This is a genomic window from Dyadobacter sp. BE31 (assembly GCF_031457695.1).
Classification (GTDB): Bacteria; Bacteroidota; Bacteroidia; order Cytophagales; family Spirosomataceae; genus Dyadobacter.
Window position 1 is genome coordinate 527295 of sequence record NZ_JAVDXA010000002.1, and the last position, 17405, is coordinate 544699.

General features: G+C 55.0%; 11 protein-coding genes. 10 read left to right on the plus strand and 1 reads right to left on the minus strand.

Annotated features, from left to right (window positions below; all coding sequences use genetic code 11):
• Nucleotides 1-5: 5 nt before the first annotated feature.
• From J2Y43_RS11000 to J2Y43_RS11015, 4 genes are all read left to right on the plus strand, one after another.
• Nucleotides 6-1820: a RagB/SusD family nutrient uptake outer membrane protein gene (locus tag J2Y43_RS11000; RefSeq protein ID WP_309982329.1), complete on the plus strand. Its 1815-nt coding sequence runs from the start codon at nucleotides 6-8 to the stop codon at nucleotides 1818-1820.
• Between the two features lie 23 nt (nucleotides 1821-1843).
• On the plus strand, nucleotides 1844-2896 hold the full coding sequence (locus J2Y43_RS11005) for a glycoside hydrolase family 43 protein (protein ID WP_309982331.1): 1053 nt from the start codon (nucleotides 1844-1846) through the stop codon (nucleotides 2894-2896).
• Between the two features lie 146 nt (nucleotides 2897-3042).
• Nucleotides 3043-4131, plus strand: a complete 1089-nt coding sequence (locus J2Y43_RS11010) for a Gfo/Idh/MocA family oxidoreductase (RefSeq protein ID WP_309982334.1) — start codon at nucleotides 3043-3045, stop codon at nucleotides 4129-4131.
• Between the two features lie 2 nt (nucleotides 4132-4133).
• Nucleotides 4134-5195, plus strand: coding sequence for an endo-1,4-beta-xylanase (locus J2Y43_RS11015; protein WP_309982336.1), 1062 nt, complete (start codon nucleotides 4134-4136; stop codon nucleotides 5193-5195).
• A gap of 6 nt (nucleotides 5196-5201) precedes the next feature.
• On the opposite strand, the gene J2Y43_RS11020 is transcribed toward J2Y43_RS11015, so the two are convergent.
• Nucleotides 5202-5903 carry a FadR/GntR family transcriptional regulator gene (locus J2Y43_RS11020; protein WP_309982338.1) on the minus strand — a complete coding sequence of 234 codons (702 nt, stop codon included), beginning with the start codon at nucleotides 5901-5903 and terminating at the stop codon, nucleotides 5202-5204.
• A 181-nt stretch (nucleotides 5904-6084) separates the two neighbouring features.
• Between J2Y43_RS11020 and J2Y43_RS11025 the strand changes: the two genes are divergently transcribed.
• The 6 genes from J2Y43_RS11025 to J2Y43_RS11050 are packed head-to-tail and all read left to right on the plus strand — an operon-like array spanning nucleotide 6085 to nucleotide 17404.
• Nucleotides 6085-9471 (plus strand): SusC/RagA family TonB-linked outer membrane protein, encoded by a 3387-nt coding sequence (locus J2Y43_RS11025; protein ID WP_309982340.1) that lies wholly within the window; start codon nucleotides 6085-6087, stop codon nucleotides 9469-9471.
• A gap of 4 nt (nucleotides 9472-9475) precedes the next feature.
• Nucleotides 9476-11050, plus strand: coding sequence for a RagB/SusD family nutrient uptake outer membrane protein (locus J2Y43_RS11030; RefSeq protein WP_309982342.1), 1575 nt, complete (start codon nucleotides 9476-9478; stop codon nucleotides 11048-11050).
• 26 nt (nucleotides 11051-11076) lie between these two features.
• Nucleotides 11077-12018: a dihydrodipicolinate synthase family protein gene (locus J2Y43_RS11035; RefSeq protein WP_309982344.1), complete on the plus strand. Its 942-nt coding sequence runs from the start codon at nucleotides 11077-11079 to the stop codon at nucleotides 12016-12018.
• 47 nt (nucleotides 12019-12065) lie between these two features.
• Nucleotides 12066-14675, plus strand: a complete 2610-nt coding sequence (locus tag J2Y43_RS11040) for a sodium:solute symporter family transporter (RefSeq protein WP_309982346.1) — start codon at nucleotides 12066-12068, stop codon at nucleotides 14673-14675.
• On the plus strand, nucleotides 14672-16168 hold the full coding sequence (locus tag J2Y43_RS11045; RefSeq protein WP_309982348.1) for a sialate O-acetylesterase: 1497 nt from the start codon (nucleotides 14672-14674) through the stop codon (nucleotides 16166-16168). The genes J2Y43_RS11040 and J2Y43_RS11045 overlap by 4 nt, the downstream gene beginning before the upstream one ends.
• A 9-nt stretch (nucleotides 16169-16177) precedes the next feature.
• A complete protein-coding gene (locus J2Y43_RS11050) occupies nucleotides 16178-17404 on the plus strand; it encodes an AGE family epimerase/isomerase (protein WP_309982351.1) in 1227 nt (408 codons plus the stop codon).
• The last annotated feature ends 1 nt before the right edge of the window (nucleotide 17405 follow it).

Here is a 17405-nt window from a genome sequence, read left to right on the forward strand (position 1 = left end):
CGATCATGAAATCCATCAAAATATTCCTCACCGCCGGCATGGTGGCACTGCTGAGCTCCGGTTGTGAAAAAGTACTCGAAGAACATCCGCAATCCCAGATCGTCCCTTCGTATTTCAACAGCCCGTCGGGTGTGCTCGGCGGCATCGCCGGGGTGTACAACGACATCCGCAGCCAGTGGGGAACCGAAGGTTTTACCGTCGAAATGCAGGCAGGCACCGACGAGTTTATCCAGGGCCTCAGCGCAGGTACACCCATTCCTTACACTTACAATGGGCTGAACGGCAGTAACTTCGGTTCGGCCTGGGGCATTGCGTTCCAGGATATCAACACCCTGAACGGCGTGCTGCAATATGGGCAGACTATCGACCTTCCCGAGGCGACCCGGAAGCAATACCTCGCACAGGCCAAGTTCCTAAGGGCATTCTGGTATTTCTACCTCGTGCAAACCTGGGGCGACGTGCCGCTTCATACCGAGTTTATTACCGTGCCTTCGCAAGCGGCATCCCGCCAGCCCGCCGCACAGGTGTATGAGTTGATCATTAAAGATCTAACGGAAGCGGCTGCCGATCTGCCCAACCAGCCCGCTGCGCCGTTTCTCGGCAAGGCGGCTACCAAGCCTGTGGCACAGTTCCTGCTCGCCAAAGCTTACCTCACCCGGGGTTGGTTGAATAATACCGCGGCCGATTTTACCAAAGCAGCCGCATTATGCGACGAGATCATCGCCAGCAAATCGGCTTACGGGCTCGATCTGTGGCAGGATTACGGTGATGCGTTCGTGCCTGCGAATGACTATGGTAAGGAAACGATGTTCGTCAGCGACCACGTGCTTGATCCTAAATATGGCTATTACAATGTCGGCGGCGCGGCCGGCGGCGGTGCGGCACAAAACCTCTCGCCCTGGTTTACGAACTGGAATTACCCCAATAACAGCGGTATCAATTCCTTCAAGAACGCCGCGGGCGGATTTGTGAACAGCGGTACGTCGGGCATGATCCGTGATTCTTACTATGGTCGTCCGTACGTCCGCATGCGTCCCAATACCGACAAATGGCCTACCGGTCCGCACGCAGGCAAGAACTACTTCCTCGACCAGGCATTTACCCACCGGGATGTGGATTCGCGTTTCGCCAGCTCCTTTTACACCGTTTATATTTCTAACACTTCCATTACCAATGCGGCCAATGCAGCAAATAACAGCCGCGGGATCGGTTACACTACGGTCGTAGGGCAGGACACCGCCGTGTGGCTGCCGGACTACGAGGTGCCCGGTGCGCCTCAGTTTGTCGGTACCCGGCCGTTCAAAGGCATTGTGGTGCCGCCGAGCCTGTGGAACAACGGCATTTTCCCGGCATTGAAAAAATTCATGGACCCCAGCCGCGGGGCTAATTTCAATGACCCTTCGACGCGTCCGTGCGTTTTGTACCGCTTTTCGGATGTGTACATGACAGGTGCGGAGGCGCATTTCAAAGCCGGTGACGCTGCAAAAGCCGCCAGTCTGATCAACGTCGTGCGCCAACGGGCGGCATTCCGCAAGAGCAATACTACTGCTCAGAACGCCGCTGCCGCTGCCGCCATGACCATCACTGCCGATGACGTGACCCTTGATTTTATCCTCGACGAGCGCAGCCGCGAGTTTTTCGGAGAATGGCAGCGCTGGCACGACCTCGTACGTACGCGCTCGCTCGTGCGTCGTGTGCAGGAGTGGAACCAGGAAGCGGCACCTTACGTGAAGGATTTCAATATGTTAAGGCCAATTCCTCAGTCGCAAATCGATAGAGTAGTGGACGGTCCTGCTTTTCCACAAAATTCCGGATATTAAACCTTATTAATCAGTCTATTCATATGACCCGCAGCTTTATATCCACCGGTTTCATGGCCCTGGCGGCAATTGGCAGCATTGGCCTGGAAACGGGCCTTTGCCAGCAAGCCAAAGTGAAACCGTTGGTCAGTGACCTGTTCACCGCCGACCCGTCCGCGCATGTTTTTGACGGCAAAATTTACATTTATCCTTCCCACGACATCGAGGCCAACGTGCCGCAGGATGATGAGGGCGGCCATTTCAATATGCGGGATTACCACGTGTATTCGATGGACGCTATTGGCGGCAAGGTAACCGACCATGGTGTGGTGCTGGATCTGAAAGACATTCCCTGGGCAGGGCGCCAGCTGTGGGCGCCGGACGCTGCATTCAAAAACGGCACCTACTATTTGTACTTTCCGGTGAAGGACAAGCAGGATGTTTTCCGCATTGGCGTGGCTACTTCCAAATCGCCCGCGGGGCCTTTCAAAGCAGAGCCTGAACCGATTCCGGGTAGTTACAGCATTGATCCGGCTGTCTTTACCGATACCGACGGGCAGAGTTACATGTACTTCGGCGGTATCTGGGGCGGGCAATTGCAGCGCTGGCATTCGGGGAAATATGACAAAACGCTCTCTACCGATCTGGGGAAAGGCCACGATCAGGAACCCGCATTGAGCGCCAAAGTGGCTAAAATGAGCGGCGATATGCGCACATTTGCCGAAACTCCCCGTGATGTACAGATCCTGGACGAGCATGGCAAGCCGCTTCTTGGAGGAGACCACGACCGCCGGTTTTTTGAAGGCGCATGGATGCACAAGTTCAATGGCAAATACTATTTCTCGTATTCCACCGGCGACACGCATTTGCTTTGCTATGCCGAAAGCAACTCACCCTACGGGCCATTTACCTACAAAGGAGTGATTATGAAACCGGTAGAGGGCTGGACGACCCACCATTCCATTGTCGAGTTCAAAGGCAAATGGTATATTTTTTACCACGATTCGGAATTATCAGGAAAAACCCACTTGCGTAACGTGAAGGTACGCGAGCTCGTGCGCGACGCGGCCGGAGCGATCGTCCCGATTGTGCCTTGATGCCGGCACGATCGGGACGATCGTGCTTCGACAAACGGAAATAATGCCAATATTTTAGTGAAACGGGCGCCGGTACCGGCTTTTAAAGCTGTACCGGCGCATCCGTGCCGATGATCTCATCCAAAAAGCATTCAATCATCCAAGCTATGCAAATCGAAAGACGCGATTTTTTATCGACATTAACACTGGCCGGAGCCGCTACTTTGTTCTCCGGAAACCCGCTGATCGCCGCTACTTCGCCGAAAAAGGATAAACTCGGCATCGCGCTTGTGGGCCTGGGCTATTACAGCACGGACCTGCTCGCCCCCGCGCTGCAACTGACGGAAAAATGCTATCTCGCAGGCATCGTCACCGGCACACCGTCGAAGGCCGAGGCATGGAAAGCCAAATACAATATTCCCGACAAGAACATTTACAATTACCAGAACTTCGACCAAATCGCTAAAAACCCAGACATCGACATCGTGTACGTCGTACTGCCGCCGTCCATGCACCGCGAGTACGTGGTACGGGCCGCGAAAGCCGGGAAGCACGTGTTTTGCGAAAAACCGATGGCACCGTCCGTGGCCGACTGCGAGGCGATGATCGCGGCCTGCAAAAGCAACAAGGTGAAGCTGGCGATCGGCTACCGTTGCCAGCACGACCCGAATATTCAGGCTTACATGAAAGTGGCAAAAGAGCAGAAGTTTGGAAAGGTGAAGATGGTCAACAGCGCCGCGGGGTATTTCGACGCCCGCACCGATCACTGGAAGCAGAAAAAGGCATTGGGAGGCGGCTGCATGGGCGATATGGGCGTGTATGCATTGCAAGGCGCGCGCCTGGCTACGGGCGAGGAGCCTGTGAGCGTGATCGCGCAGGCATCGACAACCCGCCCCGACATTTATAAGGAGGTAGAAGAAACGATGATGTTCATGCTCGATTTCCCAAGCGGGGCGAAGGCTACCTGCCAGACCAGTTTTGGGATCAATATGAACTACCTGCAAGTGAACTACGAAAAGGGCTGGCTGAAATTGGAGCCGCAGTCGGGTTACAACGGGAACAAAGGCAGTATGTCCGACGGTACCCTCATTAATTTTCCGATCAAAAGCCAGCAGGCAAAGCAAATGGACGAAGACTGTCTGGCTATTATGAATAACACCGACCTGATCGCCCCGGGCGAGGAAGGCCTGCGCGATATCCGCGTGGTGGAAGCCATCTACAAATCAGTAGCGACCGGCAAAAGCGTAAAAATATAGGTATGCGAAAAACTCCCCTGTTTCTGGCCGCGCTACTGGCGTCGACCGCCGCATTGGCGCAGCAAAAGACTTTGAAAGATGCCTACAAAGACTACTTTCCGGTAGGCGTGGCCGTGGCTCCGAGGAACCTCTCGGGGCCGGAGGCGGAGTTCATCGTGAAGCAGTTCAACAGCATTACGCCCGAAAACGCGATGAAAATGGGCCCCATCCACCCCGAGCCCGGCCGCTATGCCTGGGAAGCGCCCGATGCGATTGTCGCATTTGCGCAGAAGAACGGCATGAAGGTGCGCGGGCATACATTGTGTTGGCATAACCAGACGCCCTCGTGGTTTTTCACCGACGACGCGGGTGGGCAGGTCACGCGCGAAGTGCTGCTCCAACGCCTGAAACAGCACATTACCGACGTCGTGGGTCGGTACAAGGGGCGGATTTATGCCTGGGATGTCGTGAATGAAGCCGTACCGGACACTGGGACGAGCATTTACCGCGCGTCGAAGTTTTATGAGATCATCGGGGAGGATTACATCGAAAAAGCATTCGAATATGCCCATGCCGCCGACCCCGCCGCACAGCTTTTTTACAATGACTACAACACCGAGAGCCGTGCGAAGCGGGACAAGATTTTTCAGTTAATCAAAAAACTGAAAGAAAAAAACGTGCCCATTCACGGTGTGGGTTTGCAGGGGCATTGGTCTGCATATGAGCCTTCGGAAGGCGAGTTGCAGGAGTCGATCAGCCGGTTTGCGAGCCTGGGGCTGGCGGTGCAGGTTACGGAGCTGGACGTGTCGGTGCATGTAAAAGAACATGGCCGGCGCGAACGCACAGAGGCAGACAATGCCCCTGTGGCGCCGGAAGCATTTACCAGGCAGGCGGCGCAGTATGAAATGCTTTTCAACACATTCCGTAAAAACCGCGGCGTGCTAACAGGCATTACTTTCTGGAATGTGTCGGATAAAACGACCTGGCTGGACAATTTCCCCGTCCGCGGCCGCAAGGATTACCCGCTGCTGTTCGACGGGCAGCTGCAACCGAAGCCGTTTTTCAACAAAATCGTCGATTTCTGACATCGGCTACTCCAACAGCCGCGCAAAATGATTTTCGAGGTGGCTCCGCATGCCGTTGCGGAGCTTTTCGGCCGTGCCGTGCTCGATGATATCGACTATTTCCTTATGCGAAATAAAGTTGGTGTTCACCGGGAGTTTACGCAGCAACCCGCTCTTGTGCACGTAGTCGAACACCGGCAGCAGCATGCGCTGGAACTTCTTCATGGTTTCGTTGCGTGTGATCTCATACAGCTTGCCGTGGAAGGCGATCTCGTGCTCGATCTGGAATATCGTCCGGTCGGATGCGGCGGGCTCGTTTTCCACGAGTACCCTCAGAACGGCGATATCTTCGGGCGTTACGCGTTCCATAATGAAATCGGCCATTCCGATTTCGAGCGACAGCCGCATTTCAAAAATTTCCTTCAACGTGTTTTCGTCCAGGATTTTCGGGTTCATGCTCTTTTCGAGGATGGACACGAGGTCGGGACTGGTAATAACCGCCCCGCGGTGCTTCTTGGATTCTACCAAACCCATCAGCCGGAGCCGCAGCATCGCCTCGCGCACGACGGTCCTGCTCACGCCCAGCGACTGGGCCAGTTCCAGCTCCTTCGGAATCGAGTCGCCTACTTTAAAATTGTGATCGATGAAAAACTGGACGAGGTTGCTCTCGACCTTGTCGACCAGCGAGCTGGTATCGACGCTTTTGATATTCGGAAAAATGTCTCCCATGAGTGTTTATAGCGCATTATGTATGACAAATTTGGCTGTTTTCGGTTAAAGCGCAAGCCATTTTGTGATTAAGAGATGCCGCCCGCGAAAAATTTTTTTCGCAAGATGCTTGCTATCAAGACGGTGAAAACTCTACCTTTATTATGTCATACATAAGACAAAATAACTCTTAACCTTTTCTATGAAATTGAAAACTACCCACCGCAGCATCCTGCTCAGCCTCGTCGGGCTGTTGCTGGCCACATGCGTGCATGCGCAAACCACGCGCCAACTAACCGGGAAAGTGCTGTCCGACGACGACAAGCAGCCGCTGCCCAACGTGACCGTGTTGCTGAAAGGCAAAAACGTCGCCACCGAAACCTCGATGGAAGGCACCTATACCATTCAGGTAGGCGGAGGCGACGTGATCCAGTTCAGGATGATGGGCTATGTGATGCAGGAAATGCCTGTGGGCGTGGCGGCTACTCTTGATATTTCGCTCAAACCGGACGTTTCGGCCTTGAACGAGGTGGTGGTAACCGGCTATGGATCGGCCAGCCGCACGAAAATCACCTCTTCCATTGCCAAGCTGGATTCCAAAGTGCTCGAAACCGGGATGCGCGCCAACCCCGCGCAGGCGCTCGCGGGTACCATTGCAGGTGTGCGCGTATCCACCGCCACCGGCCGGCCGGGCTCGATCCCTACCATTATCCTGCGCGGCGGTACCAACTTCGACGGCTCGGGCAGCCCGCTTATCGTGGTCGACGGGCAGGTGAGAGGCTCGCTGAGCGACATTAACCCCGATGACATTGAAAGTATGGAAGTATTGAAAGATGCTTCCGCCACCGCCATTTACGGCGCGCGTGCCAGCAACGGGGTGGTACTGATCACTTCGAAAAGAGGGAAGGACGGTGTTTCATCAATCACCTTCAAGGCCAAAACCGGTTTTAACTTTCTGAACATCCCCTATAACTACCTCAATGCGGAGGACTACATCAAATGGACGCGGACGGGTGTTGTGGAGGCGATCAAGAACGGGACCGCTACGTCGTCGCTGCTCTCGGGCGTGGGCCCACGCGGGACGGGCAACCTGTACAAAGACGCCAACGGCGTGATCCTGGACGGTAACTACGATTCGCGCGCGATTTGGAGCACCATGCGCCTGAACGACAGCAACCGCGAATTGCTGAATGCGAACGACGGCTGGAAAACGATGAAAGACCCCGTTAAAACCAATGCAGCCGGAGCCTATGATCCCAACGGGACCAATGCCGACCTGATTTACAAGGATTTCAACTACGGCGATTATGCATTCAAATCACCGGCTATTTCGCAGGATTATAATATCGGAATGAATGGCGGTAATGCGAAAGGCGGCTACTATGCCAATTTGGGTTATTACAATGAAGATGGATTGTCGCTCGGTACATTTTACCGCCGGCTTACCTTCACATTGAATGGGGATTACAAGATCAAAAGCTGGCTGAAATCCGAAAGCAGCCTCAACTTCGCGCGGGCCAACTGGCGCGACCAATCGCTGCAAAACGGTGAGGCCAACTACTGGGGCAGGATGCTTTCTGCGCCGCCTACCATGCGTGGTACCAATGCCAACGGCGAGCTGATTCTCGGCCGCGATGCCAGCGACGGTAACCCGGTCCTCAATTTCGATAAATACAAAAGAAAGAACCAGTCGGATAAATTCACGCTTGGGCAGTCGTTCCGGGCGGATATTAACGAAGACCTGTTTGTCAAAGCAGGTGGTATACTGATGTACGACGAAGCCGTGGCAGAGTCTTTTAACAGGGATTACCGCATCGGGATCATGAGCACGACCAACCCTAACACCGGCTGGAACCGCGACCGCACATCATCGGCGGGCTTCGACCGCGTCGTTCGCCAGACCTACAATGCTGTGTTGAACTACAAAAAGGCATTCCTCGGCAAGAGCTTCATCGACGCCATGATCGGCTCCGAATATTACCAGGAAGCGACGAACGGTTTCAGCGCCGCCGGCCGCCTAGCACCCACGGATGATTTCCAGGATCTGGGCCTGACCATCAACGATGCCAATACCCGCACGATCGATTCCTACCATACCCGCGAACGCATTATCTCGGCATTCGGTCGCCTGAATTACGATTATGACGGCAAATACCTCGCTTCGTTTGCAGTACGACGTGATGGCTATTCGAGGCTGATCGGCGACAACCAGTTTGGTACTTTCCCGGCTTTCTCGGCCGGCTGGCTCATGCACCGCGAGGATTTCATGGCGGCGACACAAAAGTGGCTGTCTTTCCTGAAACTACGTGCGAGTTATGGCAAAAACGGGAACATCGGCATTGGTACCAACAACGGCATCGGTGTGTATGAATTGCAGGGTTCCTATGGCTCGCAAACGGCTTACAACGGGTCTATCGGCTTCCTGCAAACGGGTGTCGCGAACCCTAATTTGAAGTGGGAAAAAAGCAATACCGTGGAAGGCGGCGTGGAAATGGGCTTTTTCAACAACCGTATCACGACCAACATCGCTGTGTACAACCGCGTGACCACCGACAAGATCGCGAGCGTGATCCTGCCTACTTCGGCGGGTATTTCGAGCATCCGTACCAACAACGGCAGCATGCGCAACCGGGGTGTGGAGCTGGAAGGTGTTTTCAAGGCGGTTCAGAAAAAGGACTTCACCGTGCAGATCGGCGCGAATGCGGCCTGGAACAAGAATATGGTGCTGAAACTGCCTTTCAACGGCAATGAGAACAACCGTCAGGGTGGCCAGCGCATTTACGACCCGAAATCGGGTAAAACCATCTGGGCGGGTGGTTTGCAGGAAGGGCAGGAGTATGGCGAAGTTTTCGGATATGTGAGCGACGGCATTATTCGTAATGCGGAAGATCTGTCGAAATACAACAAGATTGATATCGCCGCCGGCGAGGTGCAATACAACGGCGCGGCCGGTAAGCGCGTAGCGAGCGAGGCAATGATCTCCTCCAAAGGCCTTAGCCGTACCACCTACATCGCCACTCAGCTGGGCGATATGATGTGGAAAGACCTCGATAACAACGATACGATCGACACCCGCGACATGGTGTCGCTTGGGCGCTCGATTCCGAGGTGGACGGGAGGCGTCAATATGCAGGTACGCTGGAAGAATCTGTCGCTCTTTGCCCGAATGGATTTTGCATTGGGCCATATCCAGATGGATTTCCAGCACCTTTGGTCGCTTGCCAGTGCGCAGGGCGAGTTCAATGCAACGGACCTGGTGAAGGATACCTGGACGCCCGAAAACCCGAATGCGAAGTATCCCCGCTACACGTGGGCCGATCAGCTCAATTCCAAGAATTTCGACCGGCCGAGCAGCATGTTCTGGGTGAACTCGTCGTACCTGGCATTCCGTGAAGTGTCGTTGACATACACCGTTCCTTCTGCTTTGCTTCAAAAACTGAAACTGGCTGGATTGAATATTACCGCCACCGGGCAGAACCTCGGTTACCTGACCAACAAAATGCTGGCATTACCCGAGCGAACCGGCAGCCAGAACAGCGCCTATACTATTCCTACATCCCTTATCCTTGGTGTTAACCTCACATTCTAACCGCATGAAAAAGATCATGTTCCATATCTGCTGGGCCGTATTGTCGGTACTGGCAACCTCCTGCCAGGATGCGCTCGAACTCGCGCCCGAGGACTATTTCGGAAACAGTAATTTCTGGCAGAACGAAGCCCAGGTGAGCAATTTCATGGTGGGCCTGCACAAACAGTTCCGCGATAACCAGTTCCAGTTCCTGCGCCTGGGCGAAATGCGCGGCGGCACGTACAGCAATGTCGACAGGCAGGCGACGTCGCTCAATGAACTGCCGGTTATCGAGCAGCGGTTGGAGGAAACCTCGTCGGGCGTGAGCAGCTGGGCCGGTTTTTACGGCCCGATTTTGCAGATCAATTTATTTATCCAAAAGGTAGAGAGCATCGGGTTCCTGTCCGAAACCCGCAAAAGTTACCTGCTGGGGCAGGCTTATGCCATGCGTGCCTATTATTACTTCCATTTGCTGCGCACTTACGGCGGCGTTCCGCTCGTGCTCGAAGCCGACGTACTGAATGGTACGACCGACGCAGTTTTACTCCGCAAGGCCCGGGCTACGGAAGAGGATGTGGCGAACGCCGTGAAGGCCGATGTGAACAAGGCCGTGAGCCTTTTCGGCACGCAGGCGGCAGCCGGCGACAAAAGTCAATGGTCGCCCAATGCGGCCCGGATGCTGAAAGGCGAGGTGCTGCTCTGGACGGCGAAGGTGTACGGGAAAACCGCCGATCTTGCCGAGGCCAAAACGGCATTGGAAGCGGTGACCGGAAGCAGCCTGCTGCCCGTTTTTGCCAATGTATTTGCCTACAACCAAAAGAACAACAACGAGGTGATTTTTGCCGTGCGGTACAAAGTGGGAGAGGCTGAAATGAGTGGCGTGGCGGCCTATACCTATTCTACATTTAATATGAACGGGCTGCATTACAAAGACTCGACCGCGAGTGCCGGTGTGGGTAATTTCCTGGTGGACCCGCTCGTGCTGGCTGCAACGAACTCGCAGCAGGTTATTCAGCGGTATGCCTATACTTTTGAATTATTCCAATCATACAACCTTGCCGATACGCGCCGGAATGCCACTTTCTATGACTATTACAAGGTCAATACCGACGTGACGCCCTTCGTACCGACCATCAGGAATACTGCGCTGGTGAAGTTCCTCGGCACCATCGACGCCAACAAACGCTATTTCTCCGACGACTGGCCGGTATACCGCGAGGCCGACCGGCTTCTGATGCTGGCGGAGATCATCAATGCGCAGGGCGGCGATCCTTCGGCCTACATCCAGGCCGTGCGCGACCGTGCTTTTGGGGGCAAGGACCCGATGCCGTTCGTGAATGCCGGAAAAGATGCGAACGAACTGGCGATTTTCAACGAGCGCACGTGGGAGTTTGTACACGAGGGCAAGCGCTGGTATGATCTGCGGCGTATGAAATCCGGCAGCGAGCCGCTGGTATTCAAGAGTGCGGCGCATCCCTATGGCGTGCTGGATAAGGCCACGCAGGGTTACCGGGTTCTCTGGCCTATCGAGGCTGCCGTATGGACCAACGACCCCCTCGTGACGCAGACGCCGGGTTACAGCACCGCACGACCTAACTGAGTTTCTTTTTTTTAACCGATACATTCATGAATTTACATTTGGAGGGCCTTATTGCGGCTCCATTCACCCCTATGAAGGCCGACGGCAGCCTCAATACCGATCTTATCCCGGCTTACTACGAGTTTTTGAAACATAATGGCGTCAGCGGCGCATTCATCTGCGGCTCCACCGGCGAGGGCGTATCGCTGACCCTCCGCGAGAAAAAACTCGTGACCGAAGCCTGGGCGGCCTGTGCGGCGGGTGATCCGGCATTCACCGTGATGCCCCTGCTGGGCGGTACCTGCATTGCGGATTGCATCGACCTCGCCCGGCACGCCGCGGGTGTGGGCATGGACGCGGTGTCGTTTACGAGCCCGTCGTATTTCAAGCCGGCTAATGTGGAAATGCTGGCCGAGTGTATTATTGCCATCGCCGCGAGCGTGCCCGAAATGCCGTTTTATTATTACCACATTCCCGTGCTGACGGGCGTCGGATTTGCAATGTACGATCTGCTGCAAGCTATCGACGGGCGGGTTCCCAATTTTGCGGGGATCAAGTATACCCACGAGGATTTTATGGATTTTCAATCTTGCCTTAACTTCCGCAATGGCCGGTACGATATGCTTTGGGGCCGCGACGAGAATATGCTTTCGGCGCTGGCGATCGGTGCGAAAGGCGCGGTAGGCAGCACTTTCAACTACGCTGCGCCGCTCTACCACCGGTTGATGGAGGCATTCGAGAAGGGCCGGATGGATACCGCCGCCACTTTACAGCAGCAATCGATCGATATGATCCGGCTTTTAGGTAAATATGGAGGTATTTCGGTGGGTAAGAGCTATATGAAGCTCGTTGGAATGGATTGCGGGCAGTTCAGGTTGCCGGTGCGGAACATGACCGACGGGCAGTTCGAGGAGTTCACCGCCGATGTGGCTGCGCTGGATTTTGATTCGTATAAATCGGGCCGGATTTTGGCCAAAAACACATTTTAATGTTTTGCAAGATCAACCTTTTCTGTATCCTAATCTGCTTACATCTGATGTGGCCCGATAACGCTTTGGCCGGCGATACGCTCTCGAACCGGATCGACTGGTCGGTGGCTGCCAGCCTTCCCGCACCCGGCACGGCTCCGGAGGCCGCCAGCCTGGGCGTGGCCGGTGCTTTTACCGGCTGGCACAATGGCGCGTTACTGATCGCCGGCGGCGCCGATTTTCCCGCCGGTATGCCGTGGGAAGGTGGGCGGAAGGCCTACCACGACGGCATTTATGTGTTGAAAAAAAGCGGCTCGTCTTATGTGTGGATCCAGGCGGTGAACCCGCTTTTGAAACAAAAGACAGCCTATGGCGCGAGCGTTTCGGTTGCGCAGGGTATTGTGTGCATAGGCGGTGAAAACGAGGCGGGTACGAGCAAGGAGGTGTTCCTGATGCAATGGAATGAGGGCCGGAAGCAGGTGGATTTCAAGCCGCTTCCGGCCCTGCCGGTCCCGCTCGCCAATGCGGCCGCTGCCAGCCTGGGGAATGTGGTTTACGTGGCTGGCGGCGAGCATGCCGGGAAGCCTTCCAACGGCTTCTTTGCGCTGGATTTGTCGGAAGCGAAGCCGAAATGGCAAACATTGCCGGCATTACCTGTGGCAATGTCGCATTCGGTGGCGGTGGTGCAAAGCAATGGAAAGGCTTCGTGCGTGTATGTACTGGGCGGGCGCAGCGCCACCGCGCGAGGCATCAGCGATTTGCACGGTACCAATTTTTGCTACGACCCGGCCAAACGCGAATGGGCGCAGCGGGCGGGGATCAGTGACGGTACAACGCCCACCAACCTCTCGGCGGGAACGGGCGTAGCCAACGGGGCTTCCTATATTGTTTTGCTGGGAGGCGATAAAGGGGACACATTCAACCGGATCGAAACCTATAATGCCCGCATTGCCGCGGCGCAAACCGACGGCGAGAAACAGCGCCTTCAAGCGGAAAAAGTGGCTCTGTTGCAGGCACACCCCGGTTTCAGTAAGGACATTTACCTCTACAACACCATTACCGATGCCTGGGCGAAGATCGGCGAGCTGCCCGGGGCCGCACAGGTAACTACCACTGCCGTGAAAGCCGGAGAAGAGATTCTCATTCCGAGCGGAGAGGTGAAACCCGGCGTTCGTACGCCCGTGGTCACACGCGGGAGCGTGCGGAGCCAGTCGTCGTTTTCCTGGGTCGATTCGGTGGTGCTGCTGGTCTGTTTCCTGCTCATGACGGCCGGGAGGTTTCTTTTTACGGGAAAAACCAGCAATACCGACGATTATTTCAAGGGCGGCGAGCGCATTCCGCAATGGGCTGCCGGGATCAGTATTTTCGGGGCGAAGCTTAGTGCAATTACCTTTATGGGTATTCCCGCCAAAACCTACGCCACCGATTGGACGTATTTTTTCCTTTTGATGACGATCATCATGGTGATGCCGCTGGTAGCGGGGTATTTCATTCCTTTTTACCGCCGGCTGAACGTCACCTCCGCTTACGAATACCTGGGCAAGCGGTTCAATACCGGCTCGCGCATGCTGGCGTCGGCACTGTACGTGCTGCTACAACTCGGGCGGATGGGTATTGTGGTGTTGCTGCCGAGCATCGCCCTCACGCTGGTGACGGGCATCGATATTAATGTATGCATTATCATGATCGGGGCGATCAGCATTTTCTTCACCGTCAAAGGCGGGATCGAAGCGGTGATTTGGGTAGAGGTGATCCAGGTGCTGATTTTGGCCGCCGGTGCATTGTTCTGCCTTTTTTATCTGCCGTTCCAGATGGATGACTGGGGCGCTGCGAAGCAGGTACTGGTCCAATCCGAAAAGCTGAAAGTATTCGACTTCCGCTTCGATTTTACCGAGCCTACTTTCTGGGTGGTGGTGATCGGCGGGCTGGCCATTAACCTGCTCACTTACGGCACCGACCAAACCACCGTGCAGCGTTACCTGACCACCAAATCCGAAACCGAGTCGGTACGGAGCCTGAAACTGGGCGCGTGGCTCACCTTGCCTTCTACGCTGTTATTCTTTTCGATTGGTACGCTGCTGTTCCTTTTCTTTCGCGAGCAGCCGGAGAAAGTGAATATGGCGTTGGATAATGTCGATAATATTTTCCCGTGGTACATTGTGAGCCAGTTGCCTGCGGGGCTGTCGGGCTTGCTGATCGCCGGTATTTTCGCCGCCGCCATGAGCAGCACCGAAGCCAGTATGAACTCCACCGCCACGCTGCTCACCACCGATTTTTACCAAAAACTGAACCCGGCCGTTACCCCTAAGCAAACGCTGTTTTTCGCGCGGGCCGCTACCTTGCTGCTCGGCATTTTTGTGACTTGCATTGCCTTGTACATGGCGCATAAAGGCGTTTCCTCGCTTTGGGATCGGTTCAATACCATTCTCGGGTTGTTCACAGGATGCATTGGCGGGGCATTTGTGTTGGGGATTTTTACTACCAAAGCCAGCGGCAATGGCGTGATGGCCGGAATGGCGCTCAGCTGCATTACCCAGCTGCTGATTCAGCAATATACCAACATCCATTTGCTGATGTACGCATGCACCGGGTTGGTGAGCTGTGTGGTATTTGGTTACTTTTTAAGTTTGCTGATGCCCGTTGAACGTGATTTGTCGGGCCTAACGATTTATAAATGAGCTTCCGGACCCTGTTTGGTTTACTGATTTTGATAGCTGGTGCCGGCATTACCCGTGCACAAAGCCCGGCGAGTGACAGCCTCGCGCTGGCGGCCGTTTTTACCGACCATATGGTGCTGCAAAGGAATAAACCGGTGCATATTTACGGCCGTGCGCGCGCAGGCGAGAAGGTGCGTGTAGGTTTCCAGGGAATGAGCCGGGAAACTGCCGCGGACACGGAAGGGAAGTGGAAAGTGGTGTTTCCCGCGCAAAAGGCCGGCGGCCCCTACGCATTGACGGTCTCCGGCGCGCATAGGGAAGTGGTTTTGAACGACATTCTCGTCGGCGATGTGTGGCTTTGCTCGGGCCAGTCGAATATGGATTTCCAGTTGAAAAACGCCGCGACCGGGCCGGAGGAGTTGAAAAAGGGAAAATTTAACCCGCATATCAGGCTGTTGAAATTCCGCGGCTCGGTGCCGTGGGGAGATATTGCGTGGGACTCGGCAACGCTGGCGAGGGTTAACCGCTACGATTTTTTCAAAGGGGAATGGAAAACGCCGGACGTGAATTCCGCGGCGGCGTTTTCGGCGGTGGCTTACTATTTTGGTCAGCAAATCGCGGCGTCAGAAAATGTGCCCATTGGCCTCATTCAGGTGGCTGTGGGCGGCTCGCCTACGGAATCGTGGATCGATGAAAAAGTGCTCGCCCGCGACAGCCGCTTTGCCGGAATGCTCTCCGATTGGCAGCATTCGGGGCAGATCATGGAATGGTGCCGCGAGCGCGCCGGCGTGAATACGAGACAGGCGCAGTCGGCGGATCAGCGGCACCCATTTAAACCGGGCTATAATTACCAGGCGGGTATCGCGCCGTTGACCGACTTCCCGGTTGCGGGGATCATCTGGTACCAGGGCGAAAGTAATGTGCACAATGTAACACTGCATGAGGCACTTTTTGAAATGCTCGTGAAAAGCTGGCGGCAAAGCCTGGGCAATGCATTGCCATTTTACTATGTGCAGCTTTCGGGCATCGAGCGGCCCAACTGGCCCGAATTCCGGGATTCACAACGGCAAATGCTGGACAAAATCTCCCATTCGGGCATGGCGGTGAGCTACGATTTGGGAGACTCCCTGGACGTGCATCCGGTTCGGAAAAAGGAGATAGGGGAGCGGCTGGCGCTGCTCGCGTTGCGGGGGCATTATGGCAAGCCCGTCATAGCCAACGGCCCGGTGATCTCGAAAGCTACGCTGGGAATAGACGGTGTTTTTCTGGATTTTACATCGGCTCAAAAGCTGCGAACGCCGAATAACGAACCGCTGATGGGCTTCGAATTGCTTACGAAAAGCGGCAAACGCATGCCGGCACAGGCAGTGCTTTCGAACAATCGCGTGCGGATCCTTTTGCCTGCGGGCGAGGCCGTCCAAACGGTGCTGTATGCCTACCGGCCATTTACAAGGGCCAATTTGTACAACGAGGCCGGATTGCCGGCAGCGACTTTTTCTATTTCAGTACATTAACTTAAAACCATGAACTATAACCCGGCAGAACTCGAAAGTCTGCACGCATTTTATAAGAATCAATTGCTCGGTAACACGCTGCCATTCTGGTTTCCGAGGTCGCTCGATGCGGAACATGGCGGCTACCTTTTCATGCGCGACCGCGACGGGGCTTTGCTCGATGACGATAAGTCGGTATGGTTCCATGGCCGGGCGGCATGGCTGCTTGCCACGTTGTATAATACCGTGGAGCCGCGGCAGGAGTGGCTGGAAGGTGCGAAATCGGGCATTGATTTTATGAACAAATACTGTTTCGATACCGACGGCCGCATGTTTTTTCATATGACCCGCGCGGGCGAACCGATCCGGAAACGACGCTATTTTTTCTCGGAAACATTCGCCGTCATCGCGAATGCGGCTTATGCGAAAGCGAGCGGGAGCGCGGAAGCGGCCGACAGGGCCCGGGAGCTGTTCGGGAAATGCATCGAATATGCGACGGTGCCGGGCATGCTTGAACCAAAATTCACCGGTACGCGCCCGGCCAAGGGTATAGGCGTGCCGATGATCCTCATGAATACCGCCCAGCAACTCCGCGAGACCATCGGCGACCCACGCTGCGATGCGTTGATCGATGGTTTTATCGCTGAAATCGAACGGGATTTTGTGAAAGACGATATTCGTTGCGTGATGGAACAGGTGGCGCCGGACGGCAGCATTATCGACCATATCGATGGCCGCACGCTCAATCCCGGCCACGCCATTGAAGGTGCGTGGTTTATCCTGCACGAGGCGAAACATCGCAATAATGATCCCCGGCTGATTGCGCTCGGCTGCAAAATGCTCGATTACATGTGGGAACGCGGGTGGGATACCGAGTACGGCGGCATTCTCTATTTCAGGGATGTTTACGACAGGCCCGTGCAGGAATATTGGCAGGATATGAAATTTTGGTGGCCGCACAATGAGACCATCATCGCTACCTTGCTTGCTTATACGCTGACAGGCGATGCCAAATATGCGGAATGGCACCGGCTGGTGCATAACTACGCATACCGCCATTTCCACGATCAGGAACATGGCGAATGGTTCGGCTACCTGCATCGCGACGGCTCGGTAGCGCAGGGTGCGAAGGGCAATTTGTTCAAAGGACCGTTCCATTTGCCGCGGCAGGAATGGTATTGCATGCAGCTGCTGGCGTCATTGACGGGGAAAGAACAGGTAGGGGAGGTTTTGGATTTAAAAAAAATAAAGTGTTGAT

What these genes read in the sequence shown, in the direction of transcription:
- J2Y43_RS11010 (WP_309982334.1), top strand. Translation starts at nt 3,043, where the DNA reads ATGCAAATCGAAAGACGCGATTTTTTATCGACATTAACACTGGCCGGA.
- J2Y43_RS11050 (WP_309982351.1), top strand. Translation starts at nt 16,178, where the DNA reads ATGAACTATAACCCGGCAGAACTCGAAAGTCTGCACGCATTTTATAAG.
- J2Y43_RS11020 (WP_309982338.1), bottom strand. Translation starts at nt 5,903, where the DNA reads ATGGGAGACATTTTTCCGAATATCAAAAGCGTCGATACCAGCTCGCTG.
- J2Y43_RS11030 (WP_309982342.1), top strand. Translation starts at nt 9,476, where the DNA reads ATGAAAAAGATCATGTTCCATATCTGCTGGGCCGTATTGTCGGTACTG.
- J2Y43_RS11000 (WP_309982329.1), top strand. Translation starts at nt 6, where the DNA reads ATGAAATCCATCAAAATATTCCTCACCGCCGGCATGGTGGCACTGCTG.
- J2Y43_RS11025 (WP_309982340.1), top strand. Translation starts at nt 6,085, where the DNA reads ATGAAATTGAAAACTACCCACCGCAGCATCCTGCTCAGCCTCGTCGGG.
- J2Y43_RS11005 (WP_309982331.1), top strand. Translation starts at nt 1,844, where the DNA reads ATGACCCGCAGCTTTATATCCACCGGTTTCATGGCCCTGGCGGCAATT.
- J2Y43_RS11040 (WP_309982346.1), top strand. Translation starts at nt 12,066, where the DNA reads ATGTGGCCCGATAACGCTTTGGCCGGCGATACGCTCTCGAACCGGATC.
- J2Y43_RS11045 (WP_309982348.1), top strand. Translation starts at nt 14,672, where the DNA reads ATGAGCTTCCGGACCCTGTTTGGTTTACTGATTTTGATAGCTGGTGCC.
- J2Y43_RS11035 (WP_309982344.1), top strand. Translation starts at nt 11,077, where the DNA reads ATGAATTTACATTTGGAGGGCCTTATTGCGGCTCCATTCACCCCTATG.
- J2Y43_RS11015 (WP_309982336.1), top strand. Translation starts at nt 4,134, where the DNA reads ATGCGAAAAACTCCCCTGTTTCTGGCCGCGCTACTGGCGTCGACCGCC.